The organism is Tenacibaculum sp. SDUM215027, assembly GCF_050566205.1.
Taxonomy (GTDB): Bacteria; Bacteroidota; Bacteroidia; order Flavobacteriales; family Flavobacteriaceae; genus Polaribacter.
On record NZ_JBNXUE010000001.1, the window covers coordinates 661,647 to 688,305 of the forward strand.

Annotated in this window: 25 protein-coding genes and 1 tRNA gene; 11 read left to right on the top strand and 15 right to left on the bottom strand. The window is 31.8% G+C overall.

Annotated elements, in window-relative coordinates:
* The first annotated feature begins 11 nt into the window (after positions 1–11).
* Entirely contained in the window at positions 12–2,621 is a 2,610-nt protein-coding gene (gene mutS / locus ACQYZ7_RS03065; RefSeq protein ID WP_430728318.1) for a DNA mismatch repair protein MutS, read from the top strand.
* A 2-nt stretch (positions 2,622–2,623) separates the two neighbouring features.
* On the opposite strand, the gene ACQYZ7_RS03070 is transcribed toward mutS, so the two are convergent.
* Complete coding sequence (locus ACQYZ7_RS03070) at positions 2,624–3,079, bottom strand: hypothetical protein (RefSeq protein ID WP_430728319.1); 456 nt, start codon at positions 3,077–3,079, stop codon at positions 2,624–2,626.
* Between the two features lie 83 nt (positions 3,080–3,162).
* On the opposite strand from ACQYZ7_RS03070, the gene ACQYZ7_RS03075 reads away from it, so the two are divergent.
* Both ACQYZ7_RS03075 and ACQYZ7_RS03080 read left to right on the top strand, forming a co-directional pair.
* Positions 3,163–4,497: an MATE family efflux transporter gene (locus tag ACQYZ7_RS03075; protein ID WP_430728320.1), complete on the top strand. Its 1,335-nt coding sequence runs from the start codon at positions 3,163–3,165 to the stop codon at positions 4,495–4,497.
* Positions 4,498–4,518: 21 nt separating this feature from the next.
* On the top strand, positions 4,519–5,289 hold the full coding sequence (locus tag ACQYZ7_RS03080; protein ID WP_430728321.1) for an enoyl-CoA hydratase/isomerase family protein: 771 nt from the start codon (positions 4,519–4,521) through the stop codon (positions 5,287–5,289).
* 4 nt (positions 5,290–5,293) lie between these two features.
* On the opposite strand, the gene ACQYZ7_RS03085 is transcribed toward ACQYZ7_RS03080, so the two are convergent.
* The 3 genes from ACQYZ7_RS03085 to ACQYZ7_RS03095 form a co-directional block, all read right to left on the bottom strand.
* Positions 5,294–6,169 carry a sterol desaturase family protein gene (locus ACQYZ7_RS03085; protein ID WP_430728322.1) on the bottom strand — a complete coding sequence of 292 codons (876 nt, stop codon included), beginning with the start codon at positions 6,167–6,169 and terminating at the stop codon, positions 5,294–5,296.
* 2 nt (positions 6,170–6,171) lie between these two features.
* Positions 6,172–6,357, bottom strand: a complete 186-nt coding sequence (locus ACQYZ7_RS03090) for a hypothetical protein (RefSeq protein ID WP_430728323.1) — start codon at positions 6,355–6,357, stop codon at positions 6,172–6,174.
* 132 nt (positions 6,358–6,489) lie between these two features.
* A complete protein-coding gene (locus ACQYZ7_RS03095; protein WP_430728324.1) occupies positions 6,490–7,359 on the bottom strand; it encodes an AraC family transcriptional regulator in 870 nt (289 codons plus the stop codon).
* A gap of 335 nt (positions 7,360–7,694) precedes the next feature.
* Here ACQYZ7_RS03095 and ACQYZ7_RS03100 point away from each other — a divergent pair, with 335 nt between their 5' ends.
* Positions 7,695–8,147 carry a 6-pyruvoyl trahydropterin synthase family protein gene (locus ACQYZ7_RS03100; protein WP_430728325.1) on the top strand — a complete coding sequence of 151 codons (453 nt, stop codon included), beginning with the start codon at positions 7,695–7,697 and terminating at the stop codon, positions 8,145–8,147.
* Positions 8,148–8,212: 65 nt separating this feature from the next.
* On the opposite strand, the gene pth is transcribed toward ACQYZ7_RS03100, so the two are convergent.
* From pth to ACQYZ7_RS03115, 3 genes are all read right to left on the bottom strand, one after another.
* A complete protein-coding gene (gene pth / locus ACQYZ7_RS03105) occupies positions 8,213–8,779 on the bottom strand; it encodes an aminoacyl-tRNA hydrolase (RefSeq protein WP_430728326.1) in 567 nt (188 codons plus the stop codon).
* A gap of 137 nt (positions 8,780–8,916) precedes the next feature.
* Complete coding sequence (locus tag ACQYZ7_RS03110) at positions 8,917–9,495, bottom strand: 50S ribosomal protein L25/general stress protein Ctc (RefSeq protein ID WP_430728327.1); 579 nt, start codon at positions 9,493–9,495, stop codon at positions 8,917–8,919.
* A gap of 21 nt (positions 9,496–9,516) precedes the next feature.
* A complete protein-coding gene (locus ACQYZ7_RS03115; protein WP_430728328.1) occupies positions 9,517–10,458 on the bottom strand; it encodes a ribose-phosphate pyrophosphokinase in 942 nt (313 codons plus the stop codon).
* Positions 10,459–10,569: 111 nt separating this feature from the next.
* Between ACQYZ7_RS03115 and ACQYZ7_RS03120 the strand changes: the two genes are divergently transcribed.
* A tRNA-Leu gene (locus ACQYZ7_RS03120) sits at positions 10,570–10,653 on the top strand.
* 37 nt (positions 10,654–10,690) lie between these two features.
* On the opposite strand, the gene ACQYZ7_RS03125 is transcribed toward ACQYZ7_RS03120, so the two are convergent.
* The 6 genes from ACQYZ7_RS03125 to ACQYZ7_RS03150 form a co-directional block, all read right to left on the bottom strand.
* Complete coding sequence (locus tag ACQYZ7_RS03125; RefSeq protein WP_430728329.1) at positions 10,691–11,800, bottom strand: NTP transferase domain-containing protein; 1,110 nt, start codon at positions 11,798–11,800, stop codon at positions 10,691–10,693.
* Complete coding sequence (gene moaC, locus ACQYZ7_RS03130) at positions 11,793–12,269, bottom strand: cyclic pyranopterin monophosphate synthase MoaC (RefSeq protein ID WP_430728330.1); 477 nt, start codon at positions 12,267–12,269, stop codon at positions 11,793–11,795. The genes ACQYZ7_RS03125 and moaC overlap by 8 nt, the downstream gene beginning before the upstream one ends.
* Positions 12,270–12,296: 27 nt before the next feature.
* Positions 12,297–12,653 carry a four helix bundle protein gene (locus ACQYZ7_RS03135; RefSeq protein ID WP_299000950.1) on the bottom strand — a complete coding sequence of 119 codons (357 nt, stop codon included), beginning with the start codon at positions 12,651–12,653 and terminating at the stop codon, positions 12,297–12,299.
* A 34-nt stretch (positions 12,654–12,687) separates the two neighbouring features.
* On the bottom strand, positions 12,688–13,884 hold the full coding sequence (locus ACQYZ7_RS03140; RefSeq protein WP_430728331.1) for a molybdopterin molybdotransferase MoeA: 1,197 nt from the start codon (positions 13,882–13,884) through the stop codon (positions 12,688–12,690).
* A 111-nt stretch (positions 13,885–13,995) separates the two neighbouring features.
* Positions 13,996–14,985 carry a GTP 3',8-cyclase MoaA gene (gene moaA / locus ACQYZ7_RS03145; RefSeq protein ID WP_430728332.1) on the bottom strand — a complete coding sequence of 330 codons (990 nt, stop codon included), beginning with the start codon at positions 14,983–14,985 and terminating at the stop codon, positions 13,996–13,998.
* 90 nt (positions 14,986–15,075) lie between these two features.
* Positions 15,076–16,848: a MutS-related protein gene (locus ACQYZ7_RS03150; protein WP_430728333.1), complete on the bottom strand. Its 1,773-nt coding sequence runs from the start codon at positions 16,846–16,848 to the stop codon at positions 15,076–15,078.
* A gap of 69 nt (positions 16,849–16,917) precedes the next feature.
* Here ACQYZ7_RS03150 and uvrC point away from each other — a divergent pair, with 69 nt between their 5' ends.
* Together uvrC and ACQYZ7_RS03160 are read left to right on the top strand one after the other, a co-directional pair.
* Entirely contained in the window at positions 16,918–18,714 is a 1,797-nt protein-coding gene (uvrC, locus tag ACQYZ7_RS03155) for an excinuclease ABC subunit UvrC (protein ID WP_430728334.1), read from the top strand.
* Positions 18,711–20,900 (top strand): patatin-like phospholipase family protein, encoded by a 2,190-nt coding sequence (locus ACQYZ7_RS03160; RefSeq protein ID WP_430728335.1) that lies wholly within the window; start codon positions 18,711–18,713, stop codon positions 20,898–20,900. Before uvrC ends, ACQYZ7_RS03160 begins: the two co-directional genes overlap by 4 nt.
* 57 nt (positions 20,901–20,957) lie before the next feature.
* Here the strand turns inward: ACQYZ7_RS03160 and ACQYZ7_RS03165 are convergent, their stop codons facing one another.
* Both ACQYZ7_RS03165 and ACQYZ7_RS03170 read right to left on the bottom strand, forming a co-directional pair.
* A complete protein-coding gene (locus ACQYZ7_RS03165) occupies positions 20,958–22,502 on the bottom strand; it encodes an Rne/Rng family ribonuclease (RefSeq protein WP_430728336.1) in 1,545 nt (514 codons plus the stop codon).
* Between the two features lie 294 nt (positions 22,503–22,796).
* Positions 22,797–23,087 carry an HU family DNA-binding protein gene (locus tag ACQYZ7_RS03170; RefSeq protein ID WP_047787990.1) on the bottom strand — a complete coding sequence of 97 codons (291 nt, stop codon included), beginning with the start codon at positions 23,085–23,087 and terminating at the stop codon, positions 22,797–22,799.
* 133 nt (positions 23,088–23,220) lie between these two features.
* On the opposite strand from ACQYZ7_RS03170, the gene mutY reads away from it, so the two are divergent.
* The 4 genes from mutY to gldD are packed head-to-tail and all read left to right on the top strand — an operon-like array spanning position 23,221 to position 26,637.
* Positions 23,221–24,267 carry an A/G-specific adenine glycosylase gene (gene mutY / locus ACQYZ7_RS03175; protein ID WP_430728337.1) on the top strand — a complete coding sequence of 349 codons (1,047 nt, stop codon included), beginning with the start codon at positions 23,221–23,223 and terminating at the stop codon, positions 24,265–24,267.
* Positions 24,268–24,304: 37 nt separating this feature from the next.
* Complete coding sequence (locus ACQYZ7_RS03180) at positions 24,305–24,742, top strand: single-stranded DNA-binding protein (protein WP_115899705.1); 438 nt, start codon at positions 24,305–24,307, stop codon at positions 24,740–24,742.
* Between the two features lie 19 nt (positions 24,743–24,761).
* Complete coding sequence (gldE, locus tag ACQYZ7_RS03185) at positions 24,762–26,090, top strand: gliding motility-associated protein GldE (RefSeq protein WP_430728338.1); 1,329 nt, start codon at positions 24,762–24,764, stop codon at positions 26,088–26,090.
* On the top strand, positions 26,083–26,637 hold the full coding sequence (gene gldD, locus ACQYZ7_RS03190) for a gliding motility lipoprotein GldD (protein WP_430728339.1): 555 nt from the start codon (positions 26,083–26,085) through the stop codon (positions 26,635–26,637). The genes gldE and gldD overlap by 8 nt, the downstream gene beginning before the upstream one ends.
* Positions 26,638–26,659: the final 22 nt, after the last annotated feature.

The following is a 26,659-nucleotide window of genomic DNA, read 5'->3' on the forward strand; positions in this document are numbered from 1 at the left end:
AATCTAGAAACTTGGCAAAAACAAAGGCAAAAAAGGTAACTCCATTAATGCAACAGTATAACGGAATTAAAGCAAAATATCCGGACGCTATGTTGTTATTTAGAGTAGGCGATTTTTATGAAACCTTTGGAGAAGATGCTATAAAAGCATCCAAAGTTTTAGGAATTATTTTAACCAAAAGAGGAAGTGGTAGTGAGAGTGAAACCGCATTGGCAGGTTTTCCGCACCATTCTTTAAATACTTATTTGCCCAAGTTAGTAAAATCAGGGCTGCGTGTTGCTATTTGTGATCAGTTAGAAGATCCAAAAATGACCAAAAAGATTGTGAAACGTGGGGTTACGGAGTTGGTAACTCCTGGTGTTGCGTTGAATGATGAAGTGCTACAATCAAAATCAAACAACTTTTTAGCGGCAGTTCATTTTGGGAAAAAACTATTGGGAGTTTCATTTTTAGATGTATCAACAGGAGAGTTTCTTATCGCACAAGGAAATGAAGAATATATAGATAAGCTCTTACAAAACTTTACACCGAGTGAAGTTTTGGTTGAAAAGAAATACAAACAACGATTTTTAGAAGTATTTACCAATCGGTTCCATGCTTTTTATTTAGATGATTGGGTGTTTCAAAAAGATTATGGTGATGAACTATTACGAAATCACTTTAAGGTAAAAACGTTAAAAGGATTTGGTGTTGAAGAGTTAGAATACGGAATTGTAGCTGGAGGTGCAGCGATGTACTATTTATCTGAAACACAACATAACAAAATAGAACACATACAATCTATTAGCAGAATTGCGGAAGATAAGTATGTATGGATGGATCGTTTTACGGTTAAAAACTTAGAATTATACGGAGGAAACTCGGTGAATTCTGTCTCGTTATTGGATGTAATTGATAAAACGATTTCTCCCATGGGAGGACGTTTATTAAAACGTTGGTTAGCGCTTCCGTTAAAAGATTTAGTCCAAATTCAACAGCGACATGAATTAGTAAAGTTTTTAATTGATGACGATGCCTTTTCTGAAATAGTAACCTATCAACTAAAACAAATTTCTGATATCGAACGACTCATTTCAAAGGTTGCAACAGGTAAAGTATCTCCTAGAGAAGTGATTTTGTTGAAAAACTCGTTAAAAGCAATTCTTCCGATAAAGATTTCCGCAGAAAGCAGCGAAAACGCTGCCGTTAGGTTATTAGGAGAAAAAATTAATAAGTGTGATGAATTAATTGATAAAATTACGGAAACGGTATTAGAAGAAGCTCCTGTAAATATAAACAAAGGAAATGCTATTGCCAGCGGAGTTTCTGAAGAGTTGGATGAATTACGTAGTATTTCAAATTCTGGAAAGGAGTATTTAGATACCATGTTAGCTAGAGAAACAGAGCGTACTGGAATTCCGAGTTTAAAAATAGCCTTTAATAACGTATTTGGATACTATATTGAAGTTAGAAATACCCATAAAGACAAAGTCCCAGAAGAGTGGATTCGTAAGCAAACCTTGGTGAATGCAGAGCGTTATATTACTGAAGAATTAAAAGAATACGAAGCAAAAATTTTAGGAGCAGAAGAGAAAATTCAGCAGTTAGAAACTGAGATTTTTGCCAAATTAGTGCAGTATATCATCGGGTTTGTACAACCTGTACAACAAAATGCACAGAACGTGGCGAAGATTGATGTTTTACAATCTTTTGCAACCTTGGCTACCGAGAATAATTATGTACGTCCGTTAATGGATGATAGCACCGAAATTGAAATTAAAAACGGTCGCCACTCTGTTATTGAAAAGCAATTACCTATAGGTGAAGAATACATAGCTAATGATGTTGTCTTGAACCGTAATCAGCAACAAATTATTATGATTACAGGTCCGAATATGTCTGGTAAATCAGCAATTTTACGTCAAACAGCCTTGATTGTGTTGTTAGCACAAATGGGAAGTTATGTTCCTGCTCAAAATGCTCGTATTGGAATGGTGGATAAGATTTTTACCAGAGTAGGAGCTAGCGATAATATTTCGATGGGGGAATCTACGTTTATGGTAGAAATGAACGAAACGGCATCGATTTTAAATAACATTTCTGAGCGTAGTTTGGTATTGTTAGATGAAATTGGAAGAGGAACGTCTACCTATGACGGAATTTCAATTGCTTGGGCGATTTCGGAGTATTTACACGAACATCCTTCGAAAGCAAAAACGTTGTTTGCAACACACTATCATGAGCTGAATGAAATGACTTCGACGTTTGAGCGTATTAAGAATTTTAATGTATCGGTTAAAGAGTTAGATAATAGCATTATTTTCTTGCGTAAATTGGTAAAAGGTGGAAGTGATCATAGTTTTGGTATTCATGTAGCAAAATTGGCAGGAATGCCAAGTATGGTGATACATAGAGCAAACAAAATTCTAAAAGAATTAGAGAACTCACATTCGCACAAAGAGGTTAAAGAAACCTTGAAAGAAGCACAGCATGAAGATATGCAAATGAGCTTTTTTCAGTTAGATGATCCGTTGCTAGAAGATATTCGAGAAGAAATTTTAACCACAAATATCGATACGTTAACACCTATTGAAGCCTTAATGAAGCTGAATGAAATTAAACGAATGTTGACGAAGAAGTAAGGTTACTTAACATCGTCTTTGGTATGTAGTGTTTTATCTTTTCCTAAAGAGATTAATATAAAAGTGTTTTCGTCAACTTTTTTATAATAAAAAGGAGTATCCCAAAAGTCAACTAATAAGTTTTGGTACAAAGGATTATTTCTTGTGATTCCTTGTAATTTGTCAGGATAAGTTCCTAAAGTAGATTTTTCTTGTTCGAGTAGGAGGGAAATTTGTTGTATTTTTTCTAAGTCTTTATTTTTTAAAGAAAAACTATTTATAAAAAGAATAAGTAAACCTGAAGCTATAACTACGGTTATTAAAAGAACTATACCTAGCCTTTGGTAAGGAGAAATCATTCTCTTTTTAGGAAGACTATGCTTTTTTTCATAAGCGCGTTGTTTTCTCTTTTTCTTTCGAAATAAAAATTCCTGAATGTCTAAAATAATTTCAGAAACACAGCCAATTAGGTCAATCATAAAATACTATTCATTAATCAAAAATAAGTATTATCAAAGTTATAAAATCAATACTGAATAGTATTATTTTTGATCTTTGTATGATGAATCATGATATTAGTTTTAAACATATAAACAAACTAGCAATGCCTGCACTAATTGCAGGAGTGGCAGAACCTTTACTTTCTACTACAGATTTAGCTATTGTAGGCAATATAGAGTACAACGCTACTGAAAGTATTGCAGCAATTGGTATTGTAGGGGCTTTTTTATCGATGCTAATTTGGGTGTTTGGACAAACACGTAGCGGAATTTCTTCTATCGTTTCACAATATTTAGGTGCCAATAAACTTGATGAAATTAAAAACTTACCCGCACAAGCTATTGTTATTGTATTAGGCGTAAGTGCTCTTATTTTAGGAATCAGTTATCCTTTTGCTAAAGAAATTTTTGAATTATATAATGCTTCAGGAACCATTTTAGACTATTCTGTTGAGTATTATAAAATCCGTGTTTTTGGGTTTCCGTTTACGCTTTTTACCATCGCTGTTTTTGGTACATTTAGAGGTTTACAAAACACCTATTATCCGATGGTAATTGCACTCATCGGAACGCTTATTAATATCGCACTAGATGTCGTTTTGGTTTACGGAGTAGAAGGTTTTGTTCCAGCTATGCATATTCAAGGGGCTGCCTATGCAAGTGTTGTTGCACAAGTTACGATGGCAATAATTTCTGCAATATTATTATTAAAAAAGACGGATATTTCGTTAAAATTCAGCTTGCCATTTAATACTGAAATTCCAAAATTCATAGTAATGGTGTTGAATCTTTTCGTAAGAACGATAGCACTAAATGTTGCATTGTACTTTGGAACTTCTTATGCTACTGACTATGGAGATGCTTACATTGCAGCTTATACCATCGGATTCAATTTATGGCTTATGGGCGCTTTTATGATTGACGGCTATTCTTCCGCAGGAAATATGTTGTCAGGAAAATTATTAGGAGCAAAAGCATATAAAACGCTAGTTAGGTTGGGAAATAGATTAATTACGTATGGTTTTCTTTTTGGGTTATTGCTAGCCGTTGTCGGATTTGTTTTGTATCAATTTATAGGAAAAGTATTCACGAAAGAACCTGAGGTTTTACAGCAGTTTTATGATGTGTTTTGGATAATCTTATTGATGCAGCCCGTATGTTCTGTTGCCTTTATTTATGACGGAATGTTTAAAGGAATGGGAGAAATGAAATACCTGCGAAATGTCTTATTACTAGCAACAGGATTTGTGTTTATACCTACCTTGTTATTTTTTGATTCGTTAGATTATAAACTGTATGCCATTTGGATTGCTTTTTTCTTATGGATGATAGCTAGAGGAACTCCTTTAATTATAAAGTTTAGAAGAAAGTTTTTACCGCTTGCTCAAAAAATGTAATTTTGAACAAACGAAAAACAAATGACTACAACAACTAGAGAAAGCGGAAGTTTATATACAAACATTGAATATAATATAGCAACGGTTGAGTTTGGGCATCCAGCAAGTAATTCTTTTCCAAGCGTATTATTAGAGCGTTTAACCAATGAGTTTGATAAATTATCTGCAAATGATGAGGTTTCAGTAATTGTATTAAAATCGGAAGGAGATCGTGCTTTTTGTGCCGGAGCTTCTTTTGATGAATTGGTAGCGATTGACAATTTAGAAGATGGAAAAGCTTTTTTCTCAGGATTTGCCAATGTTATTAACGCTATGCGTCGTTGTTCGAAACTAATTGTAGGTCGTGTACAAGGAAAAACAGTTGGAGGCGGAGTTGGATTAGCTGCTGCTTGCGACTATGTATTAGCTACAGAACATGCCTCTATTAAACTTTCTGAATTTACGATAGGTATTGGTCCGTTTGTAATTGCACCTGCCGTAGAACGCAAAATAAGCGTTAGTGGATTAGCAGAATTAACCTTAGATGCTACCAGCTGGAAAAATGCATACTGGGCAAAAGAAAAAGGTTTGTACGCCCGTGTTTTTGAAACGCAAAATGAATTAGATAAAGAAGTTGAGATTTTATCAGAAAAACTAGCTTCATATAATCCAGAAGCGTTAGCTGAAATGAAAAAAGCTTTGTGGAAAGGTACTGAACATTGGGAAGAGTTATTAATTGAACGAGCTGAAACTTCTGGTAAGCTTGTGTTATCAGATTTTACAAAAAAAGCATTAGAAAAATTCAAGAGCTAAGAAATTAACTCTTTTTTTCATAAAAATAATCTGGCTTCCATATTAGATTACCAAAAGTAATTTTCAGTTTATGTTTTAAGGTTTTACACTTTTTAACATCTTGCCATATGTTTTTATATTCAATAAAATTTATTTTAATAGGGTTGTTGGTTTTAATGTTTTTGGTTAGTCCATAAATTACTTTTTCTTCCTCCCTTTGAAATGTACCGAAAATCTTATCCCAAATAATTAAAAAACCACCATAATTTTTATCTAAATACTTGTTGTTAGAACCATGATGAACTCTATGTACTGAAGGAGTATTAAACACTTCATCTAACCAGCCTAATTTGCCAATATATTCTGTATGAATCCATGTTTGAAATTGAGCTACTAGAACCAATCCGACAACAGCTTGAAATGGAGAAAAACCAACTAAAACCATTGGAATTAAGAAAATCCATTCAAATAAACCCTCTACAATACTTAAACGCATTGAAATGGTAAGATTATAATCTTCAGATGAATGATGAACACTATGACTAGCCCATAATATTCGATGTTCATGCTCTAAACGATGCATCCAATAATAGGTAAAATCAGCAACGAAAAAAGCGAATATCCAAGTAAAAGTATTCATAGGTATTGATAAAGGTGTTATCCAATGAAAAGGCATTAAAAAGATTACACCAATAGATCCTATAATTGTTTTTTCAATAAGTTGATTCAAGAAAAAGATACTAATATTTGCAAAGGTGTCTTTCCAATGTCTTTTTTTTCTAATAATAAAATCGACTAACAATTCAATGATAATTAAGCTTGTATTAAATAGGAAAAAATAACCTATATACAACATAATATTAGACTCTTCAAATAATGATATTAATTTGGCAAAACTCATTTTTATCTTTCTTTTTTAGTTATATATTCAGGAATAAAATAAGAGAACCATAAAAACCACAATAGGTTTGTTAATACCCAAGGAGAATTGTTTCCTTGAAAAAAGTCAATTATATAAGGAATGTAATATATACCGACAAAACCAAAAAAACCTAAATACCAATATTTGTGTAATTTGTAATCTTTCATGTGTTCATATTTGTTTAATTCACAACACAAAAATAGTCTGGGTAATGTAGGAGTGTTTGTCTATTTAGGACAAAAATGACCTTAGTATAAGGGTCAAAGAAAGAACATTAATTTCTGTTTATAGGTGTTCGATTAAATTACAGGAATGTAGATTTCTGTAATTAATTCTTCTTGAGAAGTATTTTCCTCATCGTTTAAATAAAATTCTAAGGTTGGTGCGTCAGCAAACTCTAATTGAACTTCATATATCCAATGTGCGTAAATTGTATTGTATGTTTCAAAACAGCTTTTATGACTTCCTTTATGAATAAATTTGGCATATTTTTGAGAAGTAACTTCTTTAACTTTAAACGTACCTTCAACTTCAATTTTTTGTGCTTCTGTAAGTATAATTCCTGCATTATACCTACAATTAATAGATTCCGTTATTTCATCGTCATCCAAAACTTCACCAAGAACAATAGTTTTATCAGTTAATAAATTATGTTTATCAGCATATTTTAAAAGTTGTTTCCAGGTTTTCTCAATACCTTTTACATTTTCATAAGTTCCTTGATATTGTAAATAAAGCATTTGAAATGTAGGTAGAGTTTCAATTTCAAACTTTAATAAAGATTCATTTTTTTCATTAGATTTTTCTAAAATTTGATTTGTGATTTTTTGTTGCAGCGTATAAGAGCTTCTAAATCTAGATGGTGTGCAGTGAAAGTACTTTTTAAAAGCTTTACTAAAAGCAGCTACATCACTATATCCAATTTCTAAGGCAATATCTGAAATTTCATTATCTGAAAACTTTAAATACTCTGCCGCTTTTTCTAGTTTTCTTCTTTTAAGAAACTGACCAATAGTTTCATGCTGTAACGCTAAAAATATTCTATTAATATTTCGATAGGAATAAAAGGAAATATCTTCTATTTCATGTATATCAATTGATGTTTTAAAACGCTCTTCTAAAAAATCTAACAACTTATTAAATCGCTCTACTTGTGTTGTGTTTTTCATACATTAAAGTTAAATATAATCTTATTTTAATGTTTGTTAGTTTAAGACAAAAATTATGTTAAATTATAGAATGTACTTTTTATAATAATTGTGATTACGAGTTTAATGAAAAAGCAATAAATTGAAATCAAATTCGTACTTTTGGCGAATAAAACAAGCATTAAAATGGGAAATTCTTTCTTCGCTATTTTAGCAGCAGGTGTTGCAGTTATTTATTTCTTTAATAAATATAGAGCAAACAAAAGGTTTAAAAGAAAATAAGAGTCACCACAACAAACGTAGAGAAATAACCTTTATAAAGGTTATTTTATCGCTTCTTTATAAATAGAAAATTTATGAGTAAGATTCGAATTACCAAACAGTTCACTTTTGAAACTGGCCATGCGCTGTATGGTTATGACGGAAAGTGTAAAAATGTTCACGGACATAGTTACAAGCTTTCTGTTACTGTAATTGGACAACCAATTACTGATGCATCAAATGTAAAGTACGGTATGGTGATTGATTTTGGCGATTTAAAGAAGATCGTAAAAGAAGAAATTGTCGATGTGTTCGACCACGCTACTGTATTTAATAAAAACACCCCACATATTGAGTTGGCAAAAGAACTTAAAGATCGAGGACACCATGTGATTTTAGTAGATTATCAACCAACAAGTGAAATGATGGTGATTGATTTTGCTAAAAAAATTAAAAGCCGTTTGCCAGAAAATATCAAATTACACGCGATTAAACTGCAAGAAACCGAAACAAGTTTTGCAGAATGGTTTGCTTCGGATAATAGCTAAAAGAGCCAATGCAATAGTTTAAAAGGAAAACTTTGCCGCTTTCAAGGAGTTTTAAGGCTAGTTAATTACTTTCCGTTAAATTCATTCATGGTATTAGCTAAACCGGCAGAAATAAACGAGGTAACAGCGTTTACAGATGTTGGTATACGCTCAATCATAGCACTTTCTTCATCAGAATCCCATTCTCCTAAAACATAGTCTACTTGACGACCCTTTCTGTATTCAGAACCAACACCAAAGCGAAAACGAGGATATGCGCCAGTGTTAAATTTATCTTGAATGTCTTTTAATCCGTTATGACCACCAGAGCTTCCTTTGCCTTTAATACGTAGCTTTCCGAAATCGATGTTTAAATCATCGGTAATCACTAATAAGTTTTCAACTTGAATATTTTCTTTCTGCATCCAATACTTTACCGCTTTACCACTTAAATTCATATAGGTATTTGGTTTTAATACAATAACAGTCTTACCTTTTATTTTAAGTTTAGCAATATCTCCTAATTTTTCAGTTTCAAAAGAACCTTCGTGTTCTTTTACGAAAGCATCTGCGATTTTAAAGCCAATATTATGGCGTGTGTTGGCATATTTTTCACCAATATTACCTAAACCTACAATTAAAAATTTCTTCATTGAATTGTCTTCTTTCTCTGTTAATTGTTTTGTAGAAAAACCAAATAATCTTTTCAAAAAAGTTGTAAAAACCATACACCAAAAATAAAAAAAGCGCTACACATGGTAACGCTTTTGTATGATAATAGTTTAGCTTTCTAAGCTTCTTCAGTTTCAGATGCTGCTTTAGCGGCATTACGAGACATACGAACTTGAGCAACTACTGTGTTGTCTGGGTGTAAGAATGTATATTCATCATTCTTTAATTCAGTAACATATAATTTATTACCAATTTCTAATTCAGTAATATCAGCTTCGATATAATCTGGTAAATTAGCTGGTAAAGCTTTTACTTTTAACTTACGTAAGTTGTGACGTAAAGCACCACCTACCATAACTCCTTTAGAAACTCCTACTAAACGAACAGGAATATCCATTGTTACAGCTTTATCTTCAAATAATTGGTAGAAGTCTACGTGTAAAATGCTATCATGTACTGGGTGGAACTGTATATCTTGTAATACAGCATTGTATGATACACCATCTAATTCAATCGTAGCAGTAAATACGTCTGGAGTATATACTAATGGCTTGAACGATTTTTCGTCAGCTGAAAAGTGCACTGGTTTGTCTCCTCCGTATAATACGCAAGGAACCTGCCCAGCATTACGTAAGGCTTTAGTTGCCTTTTTGCCTACGCTTTCTCTTTGAGATCCTTTGATTGTAATTGATTTCATTACTTTGTTTATTAAATTTATTTACATTAAAAATTGATCGCTAATAGATGTATTGTCTTGGACTTTATGCATCACATCAGCGAATAAAGTGGCGCAAGATACAACTTTTATTTTAGATACGTTCTTCTTTAAAGGAATTGTATCAGAAACAATTAGCTCAGTTAATTGAGAGTTTTGAATTCTTTCGTAAGCATTACCAGAAAGAATAGGGTGGGTACAAATGGCACGCACGCTTTTTGCTCCTCTTTCCATCATTAAATCAGCAGCTTTAGTAAGAGTTCCTCCAGTATCAATCATGTCGTCTACAAGAATAACATTCTTCCCTGTTACCTCACCAATAAGCTCCATATGAGAAATTACATTGGCTTTTTGGCGTTGTTTATAACAAATTACTACATCACTCTCTAAATACTTAGAATATGCATAGGCTCTTTTTGAACCTCCCATATCTGGAGATGCGATTGTTAAATTATCTAAGCCTAAGCTTTCTACGTATGGTAAAAAGATAGTAGAAGCGAATAAATGATCTACTGGTTTTTCAAAGAATCCTTGAATTTGATCAGCATGTAAATCCATGGTCATGATTCTAGTTGCTCCAGCTGCTTCTAATAATTTTGCAACTAATTTGGCCCCTATGGCTACACGAGGTTTATCTTTTCTATCTTGACGCGCCCATCCAAAATATGGCATTACAGCTGTAATATGTCTTGCTGATGCACGCTTAGCGGCATCACACATTAATAACATTTCCATTAAATTATCTGTTGAAGGAAAAGTAGATCCTATAAGAAAAACTCTGCGTCCTCTAACTGATTCTTCAAAAGCTGGTTGAAATTCACCATCGCTAAAATGTGTTGTCGTTAAATTTCCTAACTCAGTTCCATATGCGTTAGCGATTTCTTCTGCAAGTTCAACACTTTGTGAACAAGCAAAGACTTTTGGGCTTAATTGATTTGTAGCCATTTACAAAAAGATATTTTTAGTTAGTGTTGTTGTCGAGGCAAAAATAAAACTATTTTAAGAGTTTAAAAGATATTTTAAATGAAATATTTTATAGATTTGCACTCTCCAAAAGCCAAAGTGGTGGAATTGGTAGACACGTCGGATTCAAAATCCGATGCTCGCAAGGGCGTGTGGGTTCGAGTCCCACCTTTGGTACAAAAAGCACTTAAACTGAATTTAAGTGCTTTTTTAGTTATGAGTTGATTTCCTTTTTTGCCTGTTCAAACTCTTCAGGAGTATTGATGTTTCTAATAAGGTTATCATCAACTTCAATAACTTCAACTTCGGAATTGATTAACATTTTACGAGGACAAGAATAGCCTTGCGCTAAATAAGCTAATAATTTTCCATAAGCTTTTGGTTCGTAAATGGTGATTAAAGGCTCAGGAAAGTCTTTGTTTTTTCCTTTTACTGTGGTGGCTACTTTAGAAGGATTTCTTTTTTGTAATAATAATTGAATAAGGTCATTATTTACAAACGGAACGTCTGTAGCCATAACTAACCATGCTGAGTTTGGATCTTTTTGAAAAGCAGAGCAAATACCTCCAAAAGGCCCCAAGTTTAAAAAGGTATCCTGAATTTCTGATAAACTTTCTGATGCTTCTCTTACTGAATAAAAAGTCTCTAAATTGTTGTTTTCTAGTAATTCTTTTACGTGTTCTTTTTGAGGTTTTTTATAATACACTAATTCCGATTTGTCGCGACCCATTCGGGTACTTTTTCCACCAGTTAATACTAGGCCTTTTACAGGAGGAATATTTTCTTTAATGAGGTTGTGAATGTGATTAGTGATTTTATCAATCTCATCAATTGTGTAACTGGTGATGTTTTTTATATGTGGTAAACGCTCTAGTAAACAATCAAAATACCTTGAGTCTTCATTTAACTTAATTATAAACTGGATGTTTGTTAATTGATCTAGTCGTTTTTTTACAGAGGCCTCTTTTTCATCATCTAAAATCAAGATTTGTTTCGCTCCTTGGTAATGATTTCCGTTAATAAAGATAAAATCATGATTATAAAACTGTAAACGTTGTTCGTACTTGTTTACAGGTGAAGAAGTATTTATTTGTAAACTTCCTTCATGATGAAAGGTGTATTCAGACACGGCACCTTGTTTAACATCTTTGGCATGTGAAGCATCAAAATACCCTAAGTTATAGTTTGACAATCTTTTTGAAACATTATGAACTAAATCAGCGATAACCCCACACTTAGTTCCTAAAATAGCTACTTCGTTAGGAGCAAAATTATCATTATGTTTTTTAACTAGGTTTGTATGTTTGGTGTGTTTCTTATCCATTTTTAATATCTGATTTTCCACCTGTTTTTTCTACTAATTTTATTTCTTGAATCACCATTTTTTGACTGATAGCCTTACACATATCATAAATAGTTAAACAAGTTGCTGAAGCTCCAGTAAGAGCTTCCATTTCTACTCCTGTTTTACCTTCGATGGTTACTTTACAAAAAACCTCCGCATGCTCATCGTCTATAATATTGATGTCAATATCCACTCCATTGATTAACAAAGGATGGCACATTGGGATGATATCAGAAGTTTTTTTCACTGCTTGAATTCCAGCAATGATAGCGGTTTGAAAAACAGGTCCTTTTTTAGTGATGAGTTCATCATTAGAAAAATGACTCACAATTTCTGAACCTAAAAACATGGTAGCTTTGGAAATAGCGGTTCGTTTCGTGATTTTTTTATCAGAAACATTCACCATTTTAGGTTGGTTTTGTTCGTTTATGTGGGAAAAATTACTCACTTTATATAAGTTTTAAATGTTGAGTTTTTAATTTTTAGTTAAACTCTGTTGTGATGTTTTTACAATTGCTGTTAATAGCCTAATTAGCTCGTGAATGTCCGAAAGTATATCTGTAACATCAATATTTGTTAAATTACTTTCTTTTAATAAACGTAACCAATATTTAGTTTCTCTAGCTTCTTTTGAAGAAATAGACATTTTAGAAATAAAATCTCTCTTACTTTGACCAGCTAAAGCTTCTTCTATATTTGCCCCTATTGAAGTTCCGCTTCTTAAAAGCTGTTTTGAAATTATAAACTCTTTTTCTTGTTGTAGTTTTTTGTACAGAGAAATTATTTTTAAAGAGAATTGAAAACTCTTGCCTTGAACTATACTTTCTTTCATTTTAAATTTTTAACTCAAAACTAAACATTAATAATTAAAAACTCCGATATGTTAATATCGGAAAAACACTTCCTTTTTTAAATTCTATTTCTTCGGTTTTTGAGAGTTCGATAAAGCCATCTGCTTCTACTAAACTAGCTAAATCGCCTGAACCATTTCCTTGTATTGGTGTTGCGTATACTTGTCCATTTTCAGAAGTTAATTTTACTTGCATAAAACAGCTTAAGTTAGGTTTAAAAGTAATGTTTTTAGCTAAAACAGCTGTTTTTTCTTCAGAATGTAATCCTGTCGATTTTAAATACCACGGGTAAAAATAGACCAAACAATTCACAAAAGTTGAAACTGGGTTTCCTGGAAAAGCAAACACATTGCAGTTGTCTGTGGTGCCAAACCAAAAAGGTTTACCAGGTCGTTGCGAAACTCTGTGGAATAATTTTTGAACGCCCAATTCATCTAAAACTTCAGGTAGAAAATCAAACTTTCCTTTGCTTACAGCACCGCTAAATAGAAGTACATCGTATTGTTTTAAATACGATTCAATTTTTTCTTTTAAAATTGATTTTTCATCAGTAATATGGGCTGTTTCTGCTGGAATTTTTAAATTGTTCAATAAGGAAACTAACGTATATACATTACTTCTACGAATTTGGTGGTCTAACGGAGTTTCGTTTACATCAACTAGCTCATCACCTGTTGAAACAATCATCACTTTAGGTTGTTTGGCAACTTTTATGGTTGCTTTACCTACAGTAGCTAACACTCCAATTTCAGCAGCGGAAATTATAGTGTTCTTTTTTATTAGAACTGTACCTTTACTTTTATCAGAACCTTCTCTGTGGATGTTTTGTCCTTCTTTAATTTCATCAACAGTAATAGTTGCTACTTGAGTGTTAATTTCAACATCTTCGTACCGAATTACCGTGTCACAATTGTTAGGTAATACCGCACCTGTCATTACTTCATAACAGTTGGCTGCATTATCCAGTGTTTTTTGTGGACTTCCAGCAGCTTGGATTCCTTCTATTTTAAAATCACGAATACCGTGTTCAAAAAAACGATAGTTAATTGCAATTCCGTCCATGGCTACTCGGTTGAAGGGAGGGAAATCTCTATCGGCAACAATATCTTCCTTTAAAACTCTCCCGACAGCTTCTAAAAAAGGAATTTCTTCAATTCCGAAATCTTGAGTGTTTTCTAAAATTATATGTTTGGCTTTTGCTACTGTAATCATTAATTAGTTTTAAATTTTTAATGCTTAGTCTTTAGTTTGCATTATAGTTTAATAATTAAATACCGAAACTTCTATTACTAGATTAACTCATTAAACCACTGTTTCATCAGCCTACCCTCCAATTGTACTCATACTTTCGGTTACGTTGCCTTTTCTATTTGCTTCAGCCACAAAACCATTTTCAGGTTTTTCTTTTATTAATGATAAAAATAAGGCTTTTAAGTCTTCATTGCTTGCACCATTTCTAATAAAGTCACGTAGGTTAAAAACGCCATCATCAAACAAACAGTTCTTAAAAGTTCCAGTTGAGGTAATTCTAATTCGATTGCAATCGTTGCATATAGTACGAGTGAATGCAGGAATAATTCCTATCGTTCCTTTATGGTTTTCTATAGAAAAGTTTCTAGAAGTAGATGATTTTTTCGAAGGAAGCTCGCTAGGAGTAAACTCAGATTGTATCTGGTTTAAAATTTTATTGTAGCTCCAAATCTCTTGTGTGTTTCGTTGTCCTTTTCCATTAAAAGGCATTTCTTCAATAAAACGAACAGCAATGTTTTTATTTTTAGTAAGCCGAACAAAATCGTTAATTTCATCAGTATTAAATCCAGATTGTACAACTACATTCAACTTCAAATTCAACGAACTTTTTTCTAATAACTCAAACGTTTTATATACTTCTGGGAAAACATCTCTACGAGTAATTTTAGCAAACTTTTCAGGGTGTAAACTATCAATGCTTAAATTAATGGTTTTTACCTTTTTAAGGTTTTCTATTGTTTTGATATGTTTAGAAATAAGAGCTCCGTTGGTTGTGATATTTATATCATCTAACAAGTCATTATAAGACAACATTTCTAAAAAAGAGACAAAACCTTTTCTTACAAAAGGCTCTCCTCCCGTTAAGCGAATTTTGTTTACACCTAACTCAGTAAGTACTCGAATTATTCGGTACATTTCTTTATAGGTGAGTAGTTCTTTTCTAGGGACAATATCAATTCCTTGAGCTGGCATACAATACTGACAACGTAAATTACAACGATCAGTTACTGCTAGCCTTACGTAACTAATTTGTCTACCAAAATTATCGATGAGTGTACTCATAGCGTAAAGGTAAGGATTAATCAATCAATTTTTCCTGTCATTTGTCATGGTTTTGTTGAAAGATAATACAGACGTTCTCAAAACTAAGGGTTACACAATTTCCATTTTCTTAAGGAGAAAAGAAGCATTCATGTTTTTACAAGTTCCAGATTTTATCGTATAATCGAAAAACAATTCATTATTTACAATTTCAGCATCAAAATAATAATTAAGTATTTGAGAATACTCTTTAGCCAATTCGCATAAACTTACATCATGAGTAGCTATAATTCCAGTAGATTTTGAACGTGTAAGTTTTTCAACAAATTTTCTAGAACCCGATGCTTTATCTTTACTGTTAGTCCCTTTTAAAATTTCATCAAGAATAATAAAATAGCGATCGGTTTCAATAGTGTCAACAATAAATTTTAACCGTTTTAGTTCTGAATAAAAATAAGACTCATCCTCGGTTAATGAGTCGGATGTACGCATACTTGTAATTAATTTTATAGGTGTGTATTTATAATTAGTAGCACATACAGGTAGCCCACAATTTGCCATAACTATGGATAAGGAAACGGTACGCAAAAATGTACTTTTTCCTGCCATATTAGCACCAGTTATAATAAAAAATTGTCCTTTAGAAATCGTAAAATCATTGTCAACTCTTTTTGAAGATTTCAAAAGTGGATGCCCAAGATTTTGAGCAAAAATACCGTTGTTTTTTTTTTGAAGAGAGGGAAAGGTAAAAGTAGGATGATTAAAAACGAAGTTAGCAAAAGAGTTATAGGCATCGAAAAAATTTACAACGTTAAACCACTCATCGGTAGTTTCTTTATAGGAATGAATCCATTTTTCTACTCTTATTGCAAGGGTAATATCCCATAAAAACAAACCATTTCCAATAATAGAAATAACAATATTATTGCGTTGATCGAAAGTATCTAAGATTTTAGAAAACTCTTTAAAAATGACAGAAGCTTTTTTCGTCTTGGTAGCAATTTTTTGTTGTTTTTCTTTTAGAAGAACAGAATTGAAAGTTTCTTCTTCAATTTGTTCCAGAAGCAAATAATACTGTTTAAAAGTATTTTTAGCTTTACTCGACGAGATGTAGATATGTTGTGTTTTTTTGATATGGAATGCTGAGATTGTTAAACCTATAAAAAACCAAGTTAAAACAACTGAAAAAGGAATCGTATTAAAAACCAATAAGGTTATTAAAATTATTGAAATAGTTGAAAAAAACACAGAAACCCATTTTAAAGAAGAAGCTAGTTTTGATTCATAGTTGGTTAACCATTTTGTAATCACTGAGGATTCTTGAGTGGTTGACGAAACCAAATGCGCTAAAGAAGTAAAATGTTGTCGCCAATGAATCTTTTCAGATAGTTCTTTAAGTGCTTTTTGTTTTTCTTCAATAAAAGTAATTGAATTACTTGTTAATATGGAAGCTAGTAACTTTTTACCATTGGTTGTTGCAGTTCTATTGATATATTGAAAAAATGAACCATTTCCGAATAAGTCAATATCATTACTATAATAGTGCGTGGAACTTGTAAATTCTGTTCCTTCAGGAAGTAATTCAAAATGACCATTAAGAACATCAATTTCTAGTTGATTATTATCTTTTTTAAGCTGAAGTATAGTGCGTTTCTCTTTTACGTGATGATGCTGTATAACTAAAAAAACAAATAGTAAAACACCAATTGAACCGATTATAAAAGGTATATAAGGTTGATAGAAGGTTAAATAAACTCCAAAAGAAAAGCCTAAAAAAATAAATAGTCTGAGTATTCTTATAAAGGTTATTTTACTATTTATTTTTGAAAGTTGAACAGCTAAATCTTTCAGCTCTCTATTGTAAAAATCTTGTGGTTGTTGCATTTTTAATTGAAAAGGATAAATGTACAGTATTACAACAAATATCTTTTAATAAAATCGTATTTTCGTTGTATGCCAACATCACTCGAACTTCAAATAAAAACGCTACCAAATTCACCAGGAGTTTATCAATATTTTGATAAAGAGGATGTGATTATTTATGTTGGAAAAGCAAAGAATTTAAAGAAGCGAGTTTCGTCTTATTTTACTAAGAATCATGAGAATGGAAAAACACGAGTTTTAGTAAAAAAAATTGTTAGAATAGAGCATGTGGTGGTTGATACAGAAACAGATGCATTGCTGCTTGAAAATAATCTGATTAAAAAATATAAACCACGATACAATGTGCTATTGAAAGATGATAAGTCATATCCGTGGATTTGTATTAAAAAAGAACGCTTTCCACGTATATTTTCTACGCGACGAGTTGTAAAAGATGGATCGGAGTATTTTGGGCCTTACACTAATATGCGAACGGTGCATGCGTTGTTGGATTTGATTAAAGAGTTGTATCCGTTACGAACGTGTAATTACGATTTAAGTCAGGAAAAAATTGATACTGATAAATACAAAGTTTGTTTAGAGTATCATTTAGGAAATTGTAAAGGACCTTGTGAAGGATATCAAACGGAGGAGAGTTATTTAGAGGATATTAGAGCAATCAGAAACATAATTAAAGGGAACTTTAAAGAGAGTTTACAACAGTTTGAAAAAATAATGCTTGACTTTGCTGCGGATATGCGATTTGAAGAAGCGCAAAAGATCAAAGAAAAATTAGCGTCTTTACAGAATTACCAAGCGAAATCAACGATTGTGAACCCGTCTATAAATAATGTAGACGTATTTTCTATCATTTCTGATGAATCTCATGGGTATGCAAACTTTTTCAAAATAATGAATGGCTCAATTGTGCAATCGTATACCACGGAGATTAAGAAAAAACTAGAAGAAACAGATAAGGAGCTTCTTGAGTTGTTTATTATTGAAACTCGACAACGTTTTAATTCATTATCAAGAGAAATTTTCGTTCCGTTTAAAGTAAATGTAGGTAAAGATATTAAAGTTACTATACCAAAATTAGGAGACAAAAAACGTATTGTTGAATTGTCTGAACGTAACGCAAAGTTTTACCGTCAAGAACAGTTTAAACAAATAAAAATTGTAGATCCAGACCGTCATGTAAAAAGAATTATGGCGCAAATGCAAAAAGATTTACGATTAGGAAAAGAACCACGCCATATTGAATGTTTCGATAACTCAAATATTCAAGGAACAAATCCAGTTGCTGCGTGTGTGGTTTTTAAAGACGGAAAACCAAGTAAAAAAGACTACCGCCATTTTAATATTAAAACAGTTGAAGGTCCTGATGATTTTGCTTCGATGGAAGAAGTGGTATATAGAAGATATAAGAGGTTATTAGAAGAAGAACAGTCGTTACCACAGTTAATAGTTATTGATGGTGGAAAAGGACAGTTATCATCAGCGTTAAAAAGTTTAGATGCTTTAGAGTTAAGGGGTAAAATAGCTATTATAGGTATTGCAAAAAGATTGGAGGAGATTTTTTATCCTGGAGACCCAGTTCCGTTGTATTTGGATAAAAAATCAGAAACACTTAAAATAATTCAGTATTTGCGTAATGAAGCACACCGTTTCGGAATTACTTTCCATAGAAATAAACGAAGTAAAAGCGCGATACAATCTGAATTAGAACAAATTCCTGACATAGGAAAACAAACTATTACTAATTTATTACGTAAGTTTAAATCAGCCAAAAGAGTAAAAGCAGCTACTTTTGAAGAATTGAAAGAAGTGGTTGGAAATGCGAGGGCTCAAAAAATATACAAACACTATCAAAAAAAAGGGGAATGAAAAAGTTGCTAATTTTATTATTACTACCAGCATTTATGTTGGCACAAGATCAACCCAAGGTAGGGTTGGTACTTAGTGGAGGGGGAGCAAAAGGAATTGCGCATATTGGTATATTAAAAGAACTCGAAAAAGCAGGAGTTCAGGTAGATTATATTGGAGGTACAAGTATGGGAGCCATTGTTGGTGGACTGTATGCTTCTGGGTATACTGCGGATCAAATTGAAGAAGCTGTTCTTAAAACTGACTTTATCGATTTATTACAAGATAAAGTTTCTAGAAGAGAAAAACCTTTCTTCAGTAAAGAACATGGTGAGAAATACGCTATTTCTTTACCAATTAAAAAAGGCAATTTAGGGTTACCTTTAGGTCTATCTAAAGGACAAAATGTACTTAACTTTTTAACAGAATTATTAGCTCCAGTTGATGAAGTTACTGATTTTTCAAAACTCCCAATACCTTTTTATTGTATAGGGACAAATATTGAAACAGGAAAAGAAGAAGTTTTAGAAAATGGATCACTACCTCTTGCTTTAAGAGCAAGTGCTGCATTTCCTTCGTTATTAAATCCAGTAGATATTGATGGGAAGTTATTAGTAGATGGAGGAGTTGTAAACAACTTTCCTGTTGATGTTATGAAAAATAAAGGTGTAGATATTGTTATTGGTGTTAGCGTACAGGGAGAGCTGTTAAAAAGAGAAGAATTAGTGTCAATAGCATCACTACTGTTACAGATTATTAACTTTCAAATGTATAAGAAATCTGATGATCAGGTTGAGTTACTAGACGTTTATATTAGACCAAATGTAATAGACTACAGCGTGATTTCATTTGATGTAAAGAATGAAATTCTAGCAGAGGGAGAAAAAATAGCGAAGTCGTATAGAGTCGTTTTTGATAGCATAGCAAAAATGCAACCTAAAAAAAAGCAGTTTCCTAAAATAGCACATGAAGAGAAAAGGTTTTTGGTTGATAGAATTATTATAAAAGGGAACAAAAACTACACGAATAATTACATTTTAGGGAAGCTGCAATTACGGGAAGGAGATAGTGTCTCATATAAAGAGATTTCTAAAAAAATTAATACGTTAACAGCATCCAAAAACTTTAAAAGAATTGACTATCATTTTGAAAAGTCTTTTCAAGGAAAAAAACTAGAGCTAACTGTTAAAGAAGAAAAAATACAATCGTATTTACGACTAGGTTTGCATTATGATTTACTCTATAAATCAGCAGTATTACTAAATTATAATCATAAAAAAATGCTTTTTCAAAATGACGAATTTTCGTTAGATGTCGGAGTAGGAGATAAAATTAGATATAATCTTGAGTATTTTGTTGATAATGGTTTGTTGCCAAGTTATGGTTTCAGGACAAGGTATAACGTGTTTAATAGTGATTTTATATATGGTACAGGCCTTATAAATGGAAGGTATAGAGATTTTTCTACTTCATTATACCTACAAACAACATTTGATAAAAAATTTGCAATAGGTATAGGAGCAGAGCATAAAAATATTAATGCAAGCACACAAAATATTTCAACAGAAGGAAAAGAAGATTTTTTTGATAAAAGCAACTATGTAAACACCTTCGCATTTTTAAAATTAGACACTTACAACAAAGAAATGTTTCCTACAAAAGGGTTTTATGCAGATGTAGGATTTAAGTGGTTTTTATGGTCAGATAGAGATAATCGGTTAGATAAATTAATAGAAAATAGTGAGCCCTTTCATCAATTTTCTCAATTAGGAGGAACATTAGGGTTTGCAACAACTTTTTATGATAAGTTAACATTTCAATACACTTCGCAAGGAGGATACACACTAGGGAAAAAATCGTTTGAAATATTTGATTACCACTTAGGAGGTTATAATCAAAATTACATCAATAACTTTATTCCAATGTATGGATATGATACTGGAGGATTGAATAATCAGTCTTATTTAAGATCAGAGTTTAACTTTCGTTATGAAGTTTATAAAAAGCATTATGCGATGTTCATAGCTAATTATGCACGTGTAGAGGAAGATATATTTGAAGATGGAGATTTATTTAAGAATACGAAGTCTGGATATGCAGTAGGGTATAGTGTAGAAACATTTTTAGGCCCCATAGAGTTAAAATATACATGGTCACCAGATCACTCAGACCATTATTGGTTGTTTAACCTTGGTTTTTGGTTTTAGAGATAAAAAAATCCCGTATCGTCTGATACGGGATTTTTATTTCATAATAAGATTGCCTTACTTACTGTTTTTATTCTTTTTTAAATAGAATTTATATTGTAAGTATTGGTAAGCGTCTCTAGGTAATATTTTAATCCACTTTTTGTGTTGAACAAACCATTTAAAACGGATTGAATTAACGCCTTTTGTTAAATAAGCAGCTATAAACGGATGCACATTTAATGTGATTTCTTTATATTTTTTACCGCTATTAAGTATGCGTTCTAATTCAGCTTCTATTTTGTCTAACAACACAATAGGAGCTTCAACTTCTCCATTTTTATTTGGGTTTGGTTCACGTGTTTTTATCTCTAATTCAGGTCGTACACGTTGTCTTGTAATTTGCACTAAACCAAACTTACTTGGAGGTAAAATTTTATGTTTAGTACGATCTAAAGACATTGCATCTTTTAAATGCTGATATAATTTCTGTCTATTTTCAGCAGATTTCATATCTATAAAGTCAACAACAATAATTCCGCCCATATCTCGTAACTGTAACTGACGAGCTATTTCACTGGCTGCAATTAAATTGACTTCTAAAGCAGTTTCTTCTTGGTTTAAGGACTTGTTAGAACGGTTACCACTATTTACATCTATAACATGTAAAGCTTCGGTATGTTCAATAACTAAATAAGCTCCTTTGCTCATTGAAACTGTTTTACCAAACGATGTTTTTATTTGTCGCTCAATACCATATTTTTCAAAAATAGGTACATCAGAACGATGGAGTCTTACGATGTTTTCCTTTTCAGGATATATTTCTTGTAAGTACTCTTTAATTTCAACCTTAAGAGTTTCATCGTTGGTTACTATACTTGTAAAAGAATCGTTCATAACATCTCTTAAGATCGAAGATGCTCTGTTTAACTCACTTAATATTTTTGTTGGAGTATTGTTATTGGCTATGCGTTTACACATAGTTTTCCAACGGTCAAGTGAGTTCTGTAAATCTTTGTCAAGTTCTGCTACCTTTTTACCTTCGGCAACAGTACGTAGAATAAGTCCAAACCCTTTTGGTCTGATACTTTTTGCTAATTTTTTTAAACGTTCCTTTTCTTTCGGATCTGCTATTTTCTGTGATACCGATATACGGTTAGAAAAAGGAACTAAAACTAAAAACCTACCTGCAATAGAAAGCTCCGAACTAATACGCGGACCTTTGGTAGATATAGGTTCTTTTACAATTTGTACTAATAAATTTTGACCTGATTTTAGTACATCATTAATACTTCCATCTTTGTTGATGTCTTCTTCAAAGCGAAAGTTTTTTAAAGTGAATTCTTTGTAATTACCCGTGCTTACTTTCTTAATGAATTTGTTTAAAGATTGTACTTGTGGCCCTAAATCGTGATAGTGTAAAAAACCATCTTTAGGATATCCAACATTTACAAAAGCGGCGTTTAAACCAGTCATTACTTTTCCTATTTTAGCAAGAAAAATATCACCGACTGAAAAATTATTGTCGCTTGTTTCTTTGTTTAACTCAATAAGTTTACCATCTCTTAGTAAGGCGAAATCAATATCAGAAGAATTTGAACGAATTATTAATTCTGTTTTCATTCTGAATATGGTTTTGTGCCGACGTAAAATATTACGAAGACGGATTAAAATTTGTAAACAGGTATATTGTTTATACCATTTTAAGGTGTTAAAACCTCAATGTCAATGAACGTAGCTTATAAAAGCAACGAAAAAGTAAGCTACTGCTTACTTTTTCTTATGACGATTTGCTCTTGCTCTTTTCTTTCTTTTGTGTGTAGAGATCTTAGCTCTCTTTCTTTTTTTACCACTAGGCATAGTTAAAATGTTTTGTAAAACCTTAAAAGTAAAGGTTTTGGATTAATACTTTTTTAATTACTTTACAGCTACTTTTGTTTTTACCCCTTCAGTAAACACCTTTGAAGGCTTAAAAGCAGGTATGTTATGTGCAGGAATTTTGATAGTTGTATTTTTAGAAATATTTCTACCAGTTTTTTCTGCTCTAGTTTTAATAATGAAGCTACCAAAACCTCGTAAATATACATTATCACCATTCTCTAATGCATCTTTTACCTCTTCCATAAATGCTTCAACAGTGGCTAAAACATCTGCTTTTTCAATTCCGCTCTTATCTGAAATCTTAGATACGATATCTGCTTTTGTCATTATAAATATATTTTTGTTTGTTTTCTTTAAAAAATTGAGGGTGCAAATATATGATAATTAATCTATTCCGAAAAAAATAAGAATAAAAATATCTAAATTAAATATACTAATTTTGCAGCCACAATTTACATAAATGATTTTAGCTAAGCAATTAGTATACTGGTATTTACAAAACAAAAGAGAGCTTCCTTGGAGAAAAACTAAGGATCCGTATCGTGTTTGGTTAAGTGAAATTATGTTACAGCAAACACGTGTAGCACAAGGTTTACCCTATTTTTTAAAGTTTACAGAAGCGTTTCCAACGGTGTTTGATTTAGCAAAAGCAGATGAAAGTAAAGTGTTAAAGTTATGGCAAGGACTAGGATATTATTCGCGAGCTAGAAATTTACATTTTACAGCTAAGTTTATAACAGAAGAGTTGAACGGTGTGTTTCCTAAAATATATAAAGAGTTACTCAAATTAAAAGGAGTGGGAGATTATACTGCTTCTGCAATAGCTTCTATTTGTTATAATGAACCAGTAGCTGTGGTTGATGGTAATGTTTATAGGGTTTTATCGCGTTATTTTGGTGTAAATACTCCAATTAATTCAACAAAAGGAATTAAAGAATTTAAAGAGTTAGCGCAAACGTTAATAGACGAAACACAACCAGGAGTATATAATCAAGCTATAATGGATTTTGGAGCGTTACATTGTAAACCTCAAAATCCGTTGTGTAATGAGTGTCCGTTAGCTGACAGTTGTGTGGCTTTAGCAAAAAATCAAATAAAAGAGCTTCCAGTAAAAGAGAAAAAAATAAAAGTAAAAAAACGATACTTTAATTATTTAGTGCCAGTTACAGGAAATAACGAAACTGTTTTAGAAGAAAGAAAAGGGAAAGGGATTTGGCAAGGACTTTATCAATTTCCTTTAGTAGAAACGCAAAAGAAAACAAACGAAGAAGAGTTAATGGAGAATGAACAGTTTACAAAGCTTTTTCCTAAAGAAACAACGATTTCTCTTTTTAATAATGAAGATATTATTCATAAACTGTCGCACCAACATTTAATCACCAAGTTTTGGGTAGTAAAAACTACGGATGTAAACACAAAAACGATGGATTGGACTACAGTTAAAAAATGCCCAGTACCAGTGTTAATTGATAAGTTTTTAGAGGAATATTTGAGCAAAGAATCTTAAAATTTGTATATTTGATTTTACACAAAACTATAATGCTATGGCAGGAACAATAAACAAAGTTATTTTAATAGGACATTTAGGTGATGAGGTAAAAATGCATTATTTTGAGGGAGGAAACTCAATAGGTCGCTTTCCTTTAGCAACTAATGAAACCTACACTAATCGTCAAACAGGAGAGAGAATAACAAATGTTGAATGGCATAATATAGTAGTGCGTAATAAGTTGGCAGAAATCTGTGAAAAATATTTAACAAAAGGAGATCGTGTGTATTGTGAAGGGCGTATAAAAACACGTCAGTATGAAGTTGATGGACAAAAAAGGTATACAACTGAAATTCATGTACAAGATATGACGTTCTTATCAACAAAAAAAGACCCAAATAATACGCAACCAAACACAGCACCAACTCAAGGGAACCCTAATCCTACACCACCAAGTGTAGCTAGTGAAGAAGATGATGATTTACCATTTTAGTTTAATTAAATTTTAAAAATTGGACCCAGAACCCGAACCTTTACTTTTATTATTATCAAGTTTTGACTGGTTGACTACTATCAACTGTTTATTATTACTTTTATTATTGGTTTGCTCAGCGTTAGTTTCAGGAACTGAAGTTGCTTTTTTTTCTATTTCTCAAACCGAATTAGATGAGCTATCAACAAATTCAAAAGAAGAAAATACCGTAGTAAAATTACTTGGTGATCCTAAAAAATTATTAGGTACTATTTTAATAACTAATAACTTCATTAATATTCTTATCGTGTTGCTTTTTGCAAGTATTGGTAAAGTGTTGTTTGCTGGATTAAATTATGAATTAAACTTTTACTTTTTTAACGTATCAGTACTTTTTTTGGTTGAAATAGTACTTATTACTTTTTTAATTTTATTGTTTGGAGAAGTGTTGCCGAAAGTATATGCTAGTAGAAAATCATTACAGTTTGCTGAGTTCATGGCTAAGCCTATTCAGGTATTAAATACGTTATTAACTCCATTAAGTTTGCCATTAATCAAAATAACAAGCGTTGTTGAAAATAAGCTAGGGAATAAGAACAACAATCTTTCTGTAGAGCGTTTGTCACAAGCATTAGAATTAACTTCTGATGATGCAACAACGAAAGAAGAACAAAAAATTTTAGAAGGAATTGTAAGTTTTGGAAATACTGAAACTGTACAAATTATGAAACCTCGAACAGATGTATGTGCTATTGCTGATGACACTAGTTACGAAGAGGTGTTAAAGACTATTTTAAAGAATGGGTATTCTCGAAACCCAGTATATCATGAAAATGTAGACAATATTATTGGTGTTTTATATGCTAAAGATTTGTTAGAGCATTTAAATAAGAAAACATTTAAATGGCAGAAGTTGTTACGAGAACCATTTTTTGTTCCAGAAAATAAAAAGTTAGATGATTTATTGGTTGAATTTCAAGAAATGAAAAAGCACTTAGCTATTGTGGTTGATGAATATGGCGGAACTAGTGGAATTGTAACATTAGAAGATGTAATAGAAGAAATTGTAGGAGATATTAATGATGAGTTTGATGATGAAGACCTAACTTATTCAAAACTTGACGAAAATAATTATATTTTTGAAGGAAAAATAACCATTAAAGATTTTTGCAGAGTCTTAGAAGACGAAGATGAAGAAAAGTTTGAAGAGGCTAAAGGAGAAAGTGAAACCATAGCAGGTTTTATTTTAGAAGTCTCAGGAAAATTTCCTAAAAAAGGCGAAAAAATAAACTTCAGTAATTATACGTTTACTATTGAAGCGTTGGCTAAAAAACGTATAAAACAAGTAAAAGTTACCCGAAATGCGTAAACTATTTTTGCTGATATCAGCAATATTTTTAATAAGTTGTGGTGAAGAAACATTGCCCAAACCTAAAGGATATTTAAGTTTAGAATATCCTGATAAAATCTATAAAAAAACAGATTTTAACAAACCATATTCGTTTGAAGTTACTCAAATTACTAAAGCTACAGACTTACCAAAAAAATGGATGAAAGTTGAATATCCAAGTTTAAAAGCATCGGTAGATATTACGTATCGTCCTATTGAAGGGAATTTAAGAGAATTGTTAATTGAGTCTGAAAAATTAGTATTTGAACATGCAATAAAAGCAGATCAAATTACTGCCCCGGTGGAATACGCAAACCCAAATAAGAAGGTTTACGGAAGTTTATATCAAATTCTAGGGAATGCAGCCTCACAAGTTCAGTTTCATGCAACAGATAGCTCTAAACACTTTTTAAAAGGTTCTTTGTTTTTTTATACCAAACCAAATTACGATTCTATTTTACCAGCAGTTGAATACATCAAAAATGATATGATTCACATGATGGAAACGTTGGAATGGAAAGATTAATGGGTTAAATTTTATGTTAGGT